Annotated in this window: 10 protein-coding genes; 7 read left to right on the top strand and 3 right to left on the bottom strand. The window is 69.4% G+C overall.

Annotated features, from left to right (window positions below):
• Positions 1–180 precede the first annotated feature (180 nt).
• Positions 181–738, bottom strand: coding sequence for a sigma-70 family RNA polymerase sigma factor (locus tag FHR38_RS12820; protein ID WP_184534885.1), 558 nt, complete (start codon positions 736–738; stop codon positions 181–183).
• An 89-nt stretch (positions 739–827) separates the two neighbouring features.
• Positions 828–1772 carry a hypothetical protein gene (locus tag FHR38_RS12815; RefSeq protein WP_184534884.1) on the bottom strand — a complete coding sequence of 315 codons (945 nt, stop codon included), beginning with the start codon at positions 1770–1772 and terminating at the stop codon, positions 828–830.
• Between the two features lie 258 nt (positions 1773–2030).
• On the opposite strand from FHR38_RS12815, the gene FHR38_RS12810 reads away from it, so the two are divergent.
• Positions 2031–3659, top strand: coding sequence for a hypothetical protein (locus FHR38_RS12810; RefSeq protein ID WP_184534883.1), 1629 nt, complete (start codon positions 2031–2033; stop codon positions 3657–3659).
• A gap of 340 nt (positions 3660–3999) precedes the next feature.
• Positions 4000–6258 carry a hypothetical protein gene (locus FHR38_RS12805; RefSeq protein WP_184534882.1) on the top strand — a complete coding sequence of 753 codons (2259 nt, stop codon included), beginning with the start codon at positions 4000–4002 and terminating at the stop codon, positions 6256–6258.
• A gap of 170 nt (positions 6259–6428) precedes the next feature.
• Here the strand turns inward: FHR38_RS12805 and FHR38_RS12800 are convergent, their stop codons facing one another.
• A complete protein-coding gene (locus tag FHR38_RS12800) occupies positions 6429–7160 on the bottom strand; it encodes a FadR/GntR family transcriptional regulator (protein ID WP_184534881.1) in 732 nt (243 codons plus the stop codon).
• 141 nt (positions 7161–7301) lie between these two features.
• Here FHR38_RS12800 and FHR38_RS12795 point away from each other — a divergent pair, with 141 nt between their 5' ends.
• The 5 genes from FHR38_RS12795 to FHR38_RS12775 all read left to right on the top strand — a co-directional run bounded on the left by FHR38_RS12795 (position 7302) and on the right by FHR38_RS12775 (position 13999).
• Entirely contained in the window at positions 7302–8927 is a 1626-nt protein-coding gene (locus tag FHR38_RS12795) for an ABC transporter substrate-binding protein (protein ID WP_312882080.1), read from the top strand.
• Positions 8928–9034: 107 nt separating this feature from the next.
• A complete protein-coding gene (locus FHR38_RS12790) occupies positions 9035–9991 on the top strand; it encodes an ABC transporter permease (protein WP_184534880.1) in 957 nt (318 codons plus the stop codon).
• Complete coding sequence (locus FHR38_RS12785) at positions 9991–11949, top strand: dipeptide/oligopeptide/nickel ABC transporter permease/ATP-binding protein (protein WP_184534879.1); 1959 nt, start codon at positions 9991–9993, stop codon at positions 11947–11949. Before FHR38_RS12790 ends, FHR38_RS12785 begins: the two co-directional genes overlap by 1 nt.
• Entirely contained in the window at positions 11946–13064 is a 1119-nt protein-coding gene (locus tag FHR38_RS12780; protein WP_184534878.1) for an oligopeptide/dipeptide ABC transporter ATP-binding protein, read from the top strand. Before FHR38_RS12785 ends, FHR38_RS12780 begins: the two co-directional genes overlap by 4 nt.
• Complete coding sequence (locus tag FHR38_RS12775; protein WP_184534877.1) at positions 13061–13999, top strand: dihydrodipicolinate synthase family protein; 939 nt, start codon at positions 13061–13063, stop codon at positions 13997–13999. The genes FHR38_RS12780 and FHR38_RS12775 overlap by 4 nt, the downstream gene beginning before the upstream one ends.
• Position 14000 lies beyond the last annotated feature (1 nt).

Raw genomic sequence — 14000 nt, 5'->3', positions numbered from 1 at the left:
GTCAGGCCTTCGCGAGTGCGTTGTGAAGTGTTGCCAGCCGTCATCGTCGATGCCCTAGTCATGGTTGGTTGCTTCCTCCCGACCCGGGGGTGCCGCGAAGGACGACGTCGGGTGCCGAGTTCACGACCGCGTCGGGGGTGGCGCAGATGGCCGCGCCACTTGTCGGGTGACCGGTGCCGGTCAAAACGTAAAGCCCCGTTCGATCAGCGCCTTGTGTAGGGCGCGTAGCGCGTAGAAGGTGCGCGACTTCACCGTGCCGATCGGAACGGACAGATTCTCCGCCGCCTCGGCGGCCGAGTGCTCCTGGAAGTAGATCTCAATCAGAGCGCTGCGCAGGCGCTCGGGCAGCCTGGCCACCGCCTCGCGGACCTCCTGGGCGTTGAGCAGCCGCTCGATGTCGTCGTCCAAGCTCTGATGGTCATCGATTCGCTCGTCGGGCATCTCGACGGGCCGCCGCTGCGCCGCTCTGATGTGGTCGATGGCGATGCGTCGGGCCACGGTGAACAACCAGGCTCGGCTCCACTGGCCGTCGTTGGTGCGTGCCTCCGGGTGGCTCCAGGCTCGGACCAGTGTTTCCTGCACGATGTCCTCTGCCATGCCGCGGTTTCCCTTGGTCAGTCGCAGCAGGTAGTTGAGTAGGACCGGACCGTGTTGTTGGTAGGCGAGCCGCAGGGCCTGCTCATCGGTGGGAGTGGGCGACAACTCCTCAGGCACCGTGTACCCCGTGGCCGGATCCATGGAAACGATGATGGCCGTTCTGGCGGCGAAATTCACCAGTCGACAGGACTTTTCCGAAGTGCAAGTTGATCTTCGCATGTCGGTGCGGCTCACTCGGGTGCCGGGTCTCTGGATGCGCTGGGTGAGCCATGTACGACGTCAGCCTCCACCACGACGGTGCCGTCCAGTTGCCTGACACTGAACGACCGGAGACGGTCGACCGGGATGGTGACGATGCCCACATACTGTGCAATGTCGTCTCCGCCAGTCAGCTCGCCGAGGGCCAGTTCCACATCGCCGGTGGTGACGGCAAACAGTTGGCAGGGAGTGTATATGCCAAGCCCAGTCACGGTGAGTCGGACGCGGGCTCCTTCCTCGCCGCCATATATGACTGCCGTCAGTTGGATTCCGGATAGCACGTCCTGAGTGGAGGCGACCGCCACTACGGGACTCGGGGCCGGGTGCCTGATCGAGTCGGTCGGTACGAAGAGGAAGCCAGCGCCAATGACGATCGCCATGCCGATGGCCGCGAGTGCCGCTCGTACCGTACGGCGGCTCCGCCGGGATCGATGGGTGTGCGGGCCCCGGGAGAGTGGGCCAGTAGTCGGCCGGGGTGGCAGGAAGCCCACTGCGACGCGCGGCGAGCGGTGGCGGTCGGCGCCGTGCGGCTTTCGGTCCTCCGCCCGGTCGACCGCCGGTGAGCGGCGCGGCCTGCGGCCATCGGGAGTCACCGCTGGCGACGGCGCGGCGGTGGCCTGGGTGGGCACGGCGGGTTCCGCTCCTGGAGCGGTGAACAGGTGGTCCGTCATCACGGCGGTGGACGGTGCGGCAGCCGGGTCGACGGCGAACTCGTCAATGAGCGCTCGAGCGTCCTCGGGGGTCAACAGGCTCAGTGCCGCGACGACGCGGTCTGCGGCATCCCGTTCCGTCCGGCAGGACTGGCAACTGTCCAAGTGGAACTCGACGGTGCTACGTTCGCTGTCGGAGAGTCGGTCGAGCACGAGGAAGCCGACCATGGTCCGCATGGGTGGGTCGCCGCAGGTGGGAAGACTCATTCCGGGCGTAACCCGGGCGGTCGCCTGGTGTGACGTGTCAACATTCCGATGTCCCTCAATCGGCAGCGTCGGCGGTCTCGACAACGCGGCGCGGAGACGGGGAAGACTTGCCTCATTTCGCCTCCATCGCTCGCGAGAACACCACTTGAACGAGGAGGTCCGGACCCTGGTTCACGCCCGCCGGATTGAAACCCAGATCGAACTTCTCAGTGCGGCGTCGGCAAGCCCTCGGTTCCCTCGGTGAAGGACGATCACACGATGACACGACTCATGGCGGTGCTCGGCCTCGTCGCCGCCCTGTTCCTGGTGGCTGCGCCCGCGCCGGCGCAAGCCGCCGAGGAGGGGACGGGCAAGTACTACGTGGTCGGCCCGCCGGTCAACGGCCAGCGGGAGTATCTCTTCGCCATCGCCGCCACCACCCTGGGCGACGGTAGGCGCTACATGGAGATTTTCGAACTCAACGAGGGCCGACTACAGCCGGACGGCCAGCGCATGACCAGCCCAACCACTGTGGAGCCGGGATGGCTTCTCGCGCTGCCGAAGGACGCCAAGGGATCCGGCGTGGTAAGTGGGCCGTTACCAACCGTGTCGCCAACCTCGGTGCAACCGTCCCCGTCCACGGACGCCACAACCAGCAGTCTGCGTCCGTCCGGAGGGTTGGCTGACGACGGCGGCTCGACAGCAGCGCTGTCGCGGCTCTGGACGTCGGCTGAGCTCTGGCTCGCGGTGCTCGCGCTGGCCGTCCTGATGCTGCTCGGCGGTCCGCTGACGCTGCGCTCACGACGCAGCCACCGGTTGGCCACGGTGCCGGCCCAGCAACCTGGATCGGCGCACGAATCCGCCCCGGCGGCAACGGCAACCCCCACCATCGTCGGGGCCAAGCAGGCGGTATCCGAGACCTTGTCCACGGCCACCGTCAGCACCGCCGCCACGGCCACCGCCACCACCAGCGCCGGGCGCAAGGGACCGGTGCCGGCTCCTCCTGGGACATCGACATCTGCGGCAGGATCGGCGATGACGGTGCCCGCAACAGCGGTGGCCCCGGCCGCACCAGCAGCGGGTTCGGGAGCGACTGAGAAAGCAGCGACTGAGAAAGCAGCGACCGAGAAGGCAGCGACCGAGAAGGCAGCGACTGAGAAAGCGGCGACTGAGAAGGCGGCAGATGGTTCGGCAGCGACTGAGAAAGCGGTTACTGAGAAAGCCGCCTACGCCGCTCTGCGGGTTGCGTCCCCCACGATCGCGATCTCGCTGCCCGCGCTCGCGGCGGGCCGGGACGCCAGTGCGGGTGGGCATGAAGCACCGTCGAGCCCCAACTGGTTTCCGATCCTCGATGCCGAGCTGACCTGCGGCTCCGAACGGGCAACCGTACGACTGATCGGCACCCGAGCCCTCCGATGGGGATCGGCGTACGGGTGGCTCGGTCCGCAGGATGAGCCGCCGCCGTCCGGTGTTCCCCTGGTACTCGGTGAGCACCAGGAGCGCCGGCTGTGGGTCGACCTGGCGCTGGCCCCCGACGCGCTGACCATCGGCGGCGATCCGGCCGCCGTACGCCGGCAGGGTGCTGCGCTGCTTACCCAACTGCGCCGGTCCGGAGCGGATGTGGTGGTGGCCGGCGATGTGCTGGGGGAGACGCTCCCCGCCGGAGTACGCCGAATCGCAGCGGTGGCGGACCTGGCGGCGGACCGCCCGGTGGCCGGCATTCGGGTACTGGTGTGTGCGCCCGCCGAGGTGGCCGCACTGCGGCGGGTGCGCCGGTCGGCGCGACCGTCCCAGGAGCATCTCGTCCCGGTGGTCATCGGAGACGGCCCCGCCGCACGGTGGTCGCTCCGGCTAGGCGAGCCGGCAGCGGCGGCGTCGGCGGCAGCAACGGCATCCGTGGAACAGTGACACCGGTCGCACCCCTGGGGCGGATTCGTCGACAGAGGTAGCCGGGGCCGAGAGGTACGCGCAGAATTGTTCCATCGGCCGTGGGTGGCCGGAGCCGACGGATGGAATGCGAGGAACGTTGCGAGCCAGCCGTGCGTCCGGGGTCGCCTCGAACGAGCCAGCCGGCGATCAGGGGTCCGCGCATCAGGGGTCCGCGCATCAGGGGTCCGCGCATCAGGAGTTCGCGCGGGATGCTCCACTGCCCGTCGAAGGGCTGTGTGACCTTCGGCTTGTTCGCGCCGCAGACGGTGGCCTGGCCAGCCCGGCCCAAGCCGGTGTCGCACTCGGCGTGGATGAACTGGTGGAACTCGCACAGGCCTCCGGTGCCATCGGCCGCGATCTGCGCATCCTCGTCGACGACGGTGCCCGCAACGCGCCACTGCTTGGTCTCGTCGCGGACCAGCTGGGCTGCGACATTCTGGTGACACCGTTAGGCGCCACCTTGCGAGGCCCGGCCGGTGCGGCGCGCGACGAAGCCGTGGAGGTCATGCCGGTCGACCGAGCCAGCGGCAACGTCGTGGACTGGATGCTGATCCAGCCAAGCGCGCTGCGTACCTCGCTGCCCGGGTGGTTCGACCTGGTCGGCGGGCTGGTCCTGAACCGCACCGGAGTGGTGACCCTCCCGCTGCCTGATGGGCTGGAGTTCGCCAACCGGGAGGACTTCGTCGTCCGACGGGCCGCCGCCGCCCGGCTCGGCGTGGGTCATCCCGAGCTGGTGACCGCGGCCCTGGCCAGCAGGTCCGGTGGCTTCCTGCTTTCCGTGTACGACGCTGACACGACCGGGCCATCCCAGACCGTCCGCGGCGGGCGTGATGTGGCGGCGGCACTCTCCTCGATCGACCTCTACGGTGGTGATCTGCGGCTGTGGCTTCGTTGGCCGGATGATCCCGCCGAACAGCCCAAGCTCGACGAACAGTTGCAGGAATTGGCCCTGGCGACCGGGGCCAGCATCTGGACCCCCGCGCCGGGCGGCATGGCCGTACTGCTGAAGGGTTGTCTCGATCTCGGCGTCCGGGACCGGGATGGTCGGGGCGACCAGTGGCGGGAGTACCGCCCGCCGGGCATGACCGAGTCGGCGCGCTTCGTCAGCGACCGGGACGGGCGGCTGGTGCCCCAGGGCGGCCCGGTGACCGAGACCGCCGGGGAGGTAAGGCTGATCAGTGTCGACCGGACCCGCGAGAACGCGCTGCGTGACCGGTACGCGCAACTCTCCAGCGAGCCGGGAATGTTCCTGCTGGACCTCACCGTCCTGGAGGACGGGCGGCTGGCCCTGCGTTACACCGACGACAGCTACCTCGCCGTCGGCCCGACAGAGTTCCGGGGCCACCTCGACCGGGCCGGCTGGCAGGGCGAGGACCTGATGTTGCTGACCCAGGTCGCCCCCGAACGGGCTGCTGGACTTCGGGAACACCTGACCGTGCTCGCCGACGAGCTGAACGTCGAGATCTGGACACTGACCCCCGGTAGCACGGTGATGCCCCAGGACGGCCTGGCGCGCGCGGTCGACGAGCACCATCGCCCGGCACGATGGGCAAGGATCGCGCCGGGCGATGAGAAACCTCGTTGGCGCAACGACGACGGCTGGCTGATCCCGAGGCGTCCAGACGCCCCCACGTTGCTGCCGGTACCGACACCACCAGCCGTACCGACCACGTCGCTACCCCCACCGGACACCACAGTGCTGCCCCCGGCGAGTCCCCGTCCGGCACTGGTCAGCCCGGCCCGGAACACCCGGCCGCACGGTGTGCGCTGGCTGCCCGAGCGTCCGGGCGTGAACGCCGAACCAATCCGGCTGTGGATTATCAGCGAGTGGTCCCCGCAGCGGGTCGCGGCGGAGGGTGCACCGGCTGCTGACCTGTTCCTTCTCGGGATCCTGGACGGTGAGCGGCTGGCCCGCAGCCATCCACTGCGCCACCTGATCTGCCTACGGGTCGAGGCCGGCGGCGCGGTGGACCTCAGCCAGGCCGATGTCGATATTCCGGCCGACCTGCGGCATCTGGTCACCTCGTCCGAGACTTTTCTACTGCCGGCCGGCTGGCTCGACCAGGCGCGTCTACAAGCGGGCTACCTGGTCGACGAGGCGGGCCATCCGCAGCAGTACGCCGAACTGCCGGGCACACCGCTGACGCTGCGCTGCACCGGGGCGCGGCACGGCACGGACGGCCTGCCGAACGAGGTGGTGCGTTGGCCGCGTACCGCCCGGGGTGCCCGGGCCTGGGCGGTGATTCCGGAGTCGCCGGCCGCGTTGGACGGCGACTACCTAACGCTCCATCAGCGCCGGCCACCCGTGGTGCCGGGACAGCGTCTGGTGCAACTGCACGTCGGCACGAACCGGGCCATCGACGTGGCCGCGAGCGCAGCCGGGCTGGCCGGCTTCACCTCGGTGCGGTCCCGGCTTCCTGAGCTGCTGGCGAACGGCGTGTCGATGCTGCTGCCCCGGCGCTCCTTCGAGCGGACCACCGTCAACCGGGTGCTCTTCGCCGACGAGGGCACCTGGCGGGAACGGGCCAAGCACATCGACCTGCCGCTGTCGAGTCTGATCGAGCCGGGACGCCGGTGATGGCCGACTCGGCCCGACTTCGAAACTGACCGGTCAACGTCGCTGCGGCCAGCTCCGATCCCGCTGAGCTACATGATCGTCGGCAGGTGCCGAGTGGCCGGTGTCGTGACCGATGTCTGTGGGACCGTCACCGATGTCCGGGCGTGGTGCTGTCGATGTGATGGTTGTCATCACCCCCGGACGGCGCGGGCGAGGCTCGCCCGTACGGGCGCGTAGTGCTCGGCCAGGGCGGCCCGCAGGACTGCCGGGTCCCCGCCGGTGACGGCGTCCACGATTGCCCGGTGTCGCTGGACGGTGATGGCCCGGTCCTCGGGGTCCGTGCGCAGCGTGGGGGCGACGATCGCCTGCACCTGCCAGAACGCCTCGGTCAGCTGGAGGATCAGGTCGTTGCCCAACGGCTCCATTAGTTTCAGGTGGAATGCCCGGTCGACTGCGAGGAAGTCCTCACCCCGAGCCGCCAACTCGGCCATCTGGTCGGCGAGTGCGGCGAGGTCCGATCGGTGGTCGGCGTCGAGGACCTCGATGATCTCGGCGGCCAGCCCCTGTTCGAGTGTCTGCCGGACGTCCACGACCTGCCCCAACACGTGGTGGTCCTCCTCACCGCTCAGTAGCCCACGGAAGGCCAGGCTTTCCACGAGCGCGTTGAGGGACATCCGGCCGACGAACGTGCCGTGCCCGTGGCGTACCTCGACGATGTCGAGGGCAGAGAGGATCTTCACCGCTTCCCGGACGCTGGAGCGACTGGCTCCGACGGCTTCGCAGAGTTCCACCTCGGTGGGCAGCAGGTCACCCGGTTTGAGGCGATTGCGCAGGACGTACTCCTTGATCCGTGCCACGACCTCCTGCCGGCGGGGACCCGGGCGCGCCTGCCCGCGTAGCGGACTCGCGTCAATCGTCGTCATCTGGCCCTTGCCCTTCGTTCACAGATCTGCAACGCTCAGCCTACTGACATCAGACATCAGACGTCGTACCCCATACACTCGAAACCCCCGCAGCGCTGAGCGGTCACGCGGAGCGCATGAAGAGCCTATGGAGGCAGTTACGTGAGCACCACCCACAAGCGGTCAGGGAGACGCATCGGCGCGCCGCGCCGGGTCCGTTCGCTGACCATGATGGCTACCGCGTCGGCCCTGGCGCTGGGGCTGGCGGCGTGCAGTGGCGGCCCGGCCTCGACCAACGCCGTCGGCGGCGGCGACGGGAAGACGTCGATCGAGGCGACGCTGGCCTTCACCCTCTCCAGCGGCTTCGACCCGGCGAACGCCTCGTCGGCGGTGGCGACCGCGGTCAACCAGCACATCTCCGAGGGTCTCGTCGACCTGGACCCGATCACCCGCGAGTCGTACCTCGCGCTGGCCAAGGCCGACCCGGTCGCCAGCTCGGACGGGCTCACGTACACGGTGACCCTGCGTGACGGTGCCAAGTTCTCCGACGGCACCCCGGTCACAGCCGAGGACGTCGCCTGGTCCTTCACCCGGGTGCTGAAGCCGGCAGACTCCGCCGCGCCGCCACTGATGCAGGGCTTCATCCCGTTCATCGACTCGGTCACCGCCACGGACACGACGACGACCGAGTTCAAGCTGAAGTACGCGTTCGCCCTGTTCAAGGAGCGGATCTCGGTCATCAAGATCGTCCCTAAGGCGAAGACCGGCGACGCCGCCGCCGCGAAGGCCTTCGACACCGCACCGATCGGCTCCGGCCCCTTCAAGCTGGACAGCGCGTCGAAGGAGTCCGGCATCAAGCTGAGCCGGAACCCGAACTACAACGGCCCCCGCCCGGCCAAGGTCGACACGATGACGTGGAACACCACCTCGGAGGCGGCGGCTCGGGTGTCGGACCTCCAGGGTGGCCGGGTCCAGGCCATCGAGTCGGTGCCGTACCTCAACGTCGACTCGCTCAAGGGCAAGTACACCGTCGACGTGAAGCAGGCCTTCAACCAGGTCTTCCTCATGTTCAACACCGAGGCCAAGCCGTTCAGCGACAAGCGGGTACGCCAGGCCCTGCACTACGCCATCGACAAGGACGCGGTCATCAAGACGGCCCTCAACGGGTACGGCAGCGCGGCGACCAGCTACCTCGACGAGGGCAACAAGGACTACCAGAAGGCCGCGACGGTCTACGACCACAACATCGAGAAGGCCAAGGCCCTGCTCCAGGAGGCCGGGGTCACGAACCTGTCCTTCCAGCTCGACACCACGGACAACTCGGTCGTCAAGGACGTCGCTCCGCTGGTCATCGAGCAGTGGAAGAAGATCGGCGTCAACGCCACCCTCAACACGGTGCCCTCCTCGGCCATCTACGGCGACCTCGTCCCGAAGGACACCTTCCGGGTGCTGATGGCCACCGGTGACCCGAGCGTCTTCGGCACCGACACCGACCTGCTGATGCGCTGGTTCTACTACGGCGAGACCTGGCCGGGGCAGCGTTACCGCTGGTCCGACACGGATCGCAAGGCCATGGCCGAGCTGCTCGACAAGGCGGCCCAGACCTCCGACGAGGCGGCCCGGAAGGTCCTGTGGAAGCAGGCCCTCGACCTGGTGGCCGACCAGGTTCCGCTCTACCCGATCCTGCACACCAAGGTCGTCACGGCCTACGACCCGGCCAAGGTCACCGGTTTCTCCGGTGCCGCGACCACCGGCCTGTACTTCCTGGGCAGCAGCCGCAGCAGCTGAGCCCGAGATCGGGGGCCCGGACCCCGCTCCCCCCAACGTCCCGCCCTGCCCCGGTCACCCCTGGGTAGGGCGGGACACCCGGTGCCTCCCGACGAGAGAGAGACACGATGCTGACCGTCCTGAACCTGGTCGCGCGACGACTCCTGACCCTGATCCCCCTGGTGCTGGGTATCACGCTCTTCGTCTTCGTGATCATGCAGTTCTCCCCGATCGACCCCGCGCTCTCCGTACTCGGAGACCAGGCGACCCCCGCGCAGGTCGAGGCGTTCAAGACCGCCAACGGCCTCAACGACCCGCTGCCACTGCGCTACCTGCACTTCCTGGGCGACCTGGTCCGCGGTGACCTGGGCATGACCTTCCCGCCCTCGGTGCCGGTCGCCGAGAAGATCGCCACGGCGCTGCCCCTGACCATCCAGCTGACGGCGCTGGGTGTGCTCGGCGCGCTGGTCATCGCGCTGGCCCTCGGCATTCCGGCCGCGCTGTACCGGGACCGCTGGCCCGACCAGGTCATCCGATTCGTCTCCATGGCCGGCATCGCCATGCCGTCCTTCTGGCTGGCCCTCCTGCTGATCCAGGAGTTCGCGGTCCGTCGACCGATCCTCCCGACCGGTGGCTACGTCAACCCGGCCGACTCGGTCACCCTCTGGATCCAGTCCCTCGCCATGCCCGCACTCGCGCTCGCCGTACCGGTGGGGTGTTCACTCGCCCGGATCGTACGGACGTCCATGGTCGAGGAGCTCGACAAGGACTACGTCCGTACCGCGATCGGTGCCGGCCTGCCGCCCCGGGTGGTGATCGGACGCAACGTGCTGCGCAACGCCCTGGTCAACCCGCTCACCGCGCTGGGCCTGCGCATCGGCTACCTCATCGGTGGCACGGTCGTCATCGAGGCCATCTTCTCGCTGCCCGGCATGGGCACCCAAATCATGAGCGCGGTGCAGCAGAACGACACCGCCCTCGCGCAGGGGACCGTCCTGACGATCGCCCTCGGGTTCGTCATGGTGAACCTGATCGTCGACATCCTCTACCTCTTCGCCAACCCTCGACTGCGCGGGAGCCACTGATGCGCCGGACGCTCACCGCCCAGCTCTCGCGCCCCGGCGTCGCCTTTCGACGGCTCGGCCTCACCGCCCGGATCGCGCTCGGCTTCGTCCTGCTCATCGTCCTGGTGGGCCTCTTCGCCCCGCTCCTGCTCCGGTACGACCCCGCGCAGGCCGGACTGGGGTCGGCGCTGACCAGCCCGAACGGCGACTTCTGGTTCGGCCTGGACAAGCTCGGCCGGGACGTCTTCTCCCGACTGGTGGCCGGCACCCGGCGCTCCCTGATCGTCGGGTTCGGCGCGGCCGGCATCGCCCTGATCGTCGGCGGGATTCTCGGTGCGCTGGCGGGCACCAGCCGGACCGCGGTCGACGAGGTGGTGATGCGCTGCCTCGACGTCGTCATGGCCTTCCCCGCCATCGTGCTCTCCGCCCTGCTGATCATCTCGTTCGGGAAGAACAGCCTGTTGATCCTGGTGCTCGCGATCGGCTTCGTCTTCACCCCCTCCATCGCGCGCATCGTCCGCGCCAACGTGCTCTCGCAGTACCGCGAGGACTACGTGGCCGCCGAGCGGATCATCGGAGCCCGACGGCCGCACATCCTCTGGCGGCATGTGCTGCGCAACTGCGCCGCTCCCATCATGGTCTTCGTCACCGTCATGGTCGCCGACGCGATCGTCTTCGAGGCCTCCCTCTCCTTCATCGGTGGCGGGTTGGCGCCACAGGAGGCCGACTCCTCGTGGGGCTCGGTGATCGCGTTCGGCAAGGAGATGGTGCAGATCGGTGGCTGGTGGGCCACCTTCTTCCCCGGCCTGCTGATCCTGCTGACCGTGCTCGCGCTGAACGTACTCTCCGAGGGGATGTCCGACGCCTGGGCCGCCCCGGCGGCCCGGCGGGCCACCACCGCGTCGGCCCGGGACTCGGCCGAGCCGGCGCTGCCGGGCTCCGGCGAGGTCGTACCGCTGCCCGGTCTCGACCTCGCGGCGCAGCGACTCCGGGAGCGGGCACGACCCCTCCCGCAGGGCCAGCCCGTCTTGGAGGTCAAGGAGCTGTCGATCGGTTTCGAGGGACGCCACCAGGGGGTCGACATCGTCGACGGCCTCAGCTTCGACGTCCGTCCCGGCGAGGTGGTCGGTCTTGTCGGCGAGTCCGGCTCGGGCAAGTCACTGACCGCCCTGGCCGTCATGGGCCTGCTGCCGCAGGGGGCGCGGGTACGCGGGGAGATCCGCTTCCAGGGCGAAGACCTACTGGCGATGGGTACGAAGCGCCGGCGCGCCCTGATGGGGCGGGAGATCGCGATGGTCTACCAGGACGCGCTCTCGGCGTTGAACCCGGCACTGCGCGTCGGCAGCCAGCTGGCGCAGATGATCCGGCGCGGCGGCACCCGGTCCGCCGAGGAACTGATGCGGCTGGTGGGGCTCGACCCCCGGCGCACCCTGGCGGCGTACCCGCACGAGCTCTCCGGCGGGCAGCGGCAACGAGTGGTCATCGCCATGGCGCTCTCCCGGGACCCTCGCCTGATCATCGCCGACGAGCCGACCACCGCGCTCGACGTCACGGTCCAGGCGCAGGTGATGGAGCTGCTGCTGCGGCTGCGCGACGAGCTGGGCTTCGCCCTGATCCTGGTCAGCCACGACCTCGCGCTGGTCAGCGACGTCTCCGACCGGGTCGTCGTGATGTACGGCGGGCAGATCGTGGAGACCGGGGTGACCGCCGACGTGATCGAGGCCCCGGCGCACCACTACGCCCGAGGGCTGCTCGGATCCGTCCTCTCCCTGGAGGCCGGTGCCGAGCGGCTCACCCAGATCCGTGGCGTGGTGCCGGCACCGGCCGACTTCCCGTCCGGCTGCCGGTTCGCCGACCGGTGTCCGATGGCGACCGAGGTATGCCGGGACACCGTTCCCCGGCTGACCGGCACCGTCGAACACGGCTTCGCCTGCCACCACCCGGCCGTCACCGTCGACGACAAGGAGCTGGCCCGATGAGCGCGACATCCCTGCCCACGCCGGTAGTCGAGCCGGCCGAACCGACCGCCGAGCCGCGTGAGCCGATCGTCGAACTGCACGACGTGTACGTGTTGCACCGGACCCGGGGCAGCGGCATGTTCAACCGGGCCCGCGTACACGCCCTGACCGGCGCGGACCTGGCCATCCGTCCCGGCGAGACGGTGGGCATCGTCGGCGAGTCCGGGTGCGGCAAGTCCACCCTGGCCAAGGTGCTGGTCGGGCTCCAGCGGCCGACCAGCGGCACGGTCGCCTTCGCCGGCAAGGACGTGTGGTCGATGAGCACGGCCGAACGACGCCGGCACATCGGCGCGGGCGTCGGCATGATCTTCCAGGACCCCGCCACCTCACTGAACCGCCGTATGCCGGTCCGCGAGATCCTGCGCGACCCACTCGACGTACACGGCCGGGGCACCCGCCGGCAGCGGGAAGACCGGGTGGCGGAGCTGATGGCCCTGGTGGGGTTGCCCCGCTCGGTCGCCGACGTCCTGCCGAGCCAACTCTCCGGCGGCCAGCGCCAGCGGGTCTCCATCGCCCGTGCCCTGGCCCTGGAGCCGGGGCTGGTCATCGCCGACGAACCCACCAGCGCGCTCGACGTCTCGGTCCGGGCCCAGATCCTCAATCTGCTCCTGGACCTCAAGGATCGACTCGGGCTGGCCATGGTCTTCGTCTCCCACGACATCCAGACCGTCAAGCGGATCAGCGACCGCGTGGTCACGATGTACTTGGGCCGGATCGTGGAGCAGGCACCGGCCGCCCTGCTCCCCGAGGGGGCGCGGCATCCGTACACCCGGGCGCTCTTCTCGGCCACCCCGGGGCTGCTTTCCCCCATCGACCCCATTCCGCTCGTCGGCCCGGTTCCGTCCGCCACCAATCCGCCCAGCGGATGCCCGTTCCGGACCCGCTGCTGGAACGTCACCGACCTGTGCGCCCAAGAGTTGCCACCGGTCCAGCACGCGAACGCCGACGGCGAAGACCATCACGAGTTCCGCTGCCACCATCCCGTTCCCGCCGGTACCAGCAATGCGGAGCTGGTCGAACTCGCCAGCACGGCGACGGGCCGTACCACCCCACTACATGTCGAGGAGCCAGCGTGACCACCCCTGCCCCACGGTTCGCCGGAGTCGTGCCGCCGACCGTCACCCCCCTGACCGAGGAGGGCGAGGTCGACGTCAACTCCCTCGAACGGCTCGTCGAGCGGATGCTCGACGCCGGTGTCGACGGGATCTTCGCGCTCGGCAGTTCGGGGGAGACCGTCTTCCTCACCGACCGGCAGCGGGACCTGGCTCTCGAAACCATCGTGAAGACCGTCGGGGGAGCCGTACCGGTCATCGCGGGCTGCATCGAGCCGACCACCCGGCGGGTGCTGGACCGGGCCGAGGCGTCGACGCGGCTGGGAGCCGACGGGCTGGTGGTGACCGCCCCCTTCTACGCCATCGTCGGCCCGCACGAGGTCGAGCGGCACTTCCGGTCGATCGCCGCGTCGGTCGAGCTTCCCCTGCTCGCGTACGACATCCCGGTCTGCGTACACACCAAGCTCTCCGTCGACCTGCTCACCCGACTGGCGGCGGAAGGGCTCCTCGCCGGGGTCAAGGACTCCAGTGGAGACGACGTCGCCTTCCGGCAACTGGTGCTGTCCATCACGGAACGCGCCCCGGACACCGGCTTCGCCCTGCTGACCGGACACGAGGTGGTGGTCGACGCGATGATGCTGGCCGGTGCCTCCGGCTCGGTTCCCGGACTGGGCAATGTGGACCCGGCCGGCTACGTACGGCTGCACCGGGCCTGCGTCGACGGCGACTGGGACACCGCCCGCCGCGAGCAGGAGCGCCTTACCCGGCTGTTCCGGATCGTCGACGCCGCCGACCCCGCCACGACGGCCGGGGCGACCCGAGGCGTCGGCGCGTTCAAGACCGCCCTCGCCCTGCTCGGCGTCATCGACAGCAACGCGGTGTCCCTTCCGCTGCGACCGCTCGACGCCGACGAGACGGCCCGCGTGCGTACCCACCTGGAACTGGCGGGGCTGCTCTGAC

It is taken from the genome of Micromonospora polyrhachis (genome assembly GCF_014203835.1).
In the GTDB taxonomy this organism is placed as follows: Bacteria; Actinomycetota; Actinomycetes; order Mycobacteriales; family Micromonosporaceae; genus Micromonospora_H; species Micromonospora_H polyrhachis.
The sequence above is the reverse complement of the archived record's forward strand: the minus strand, read 5'-3'. Positions and strand labels throughout refer to the sequence as shown.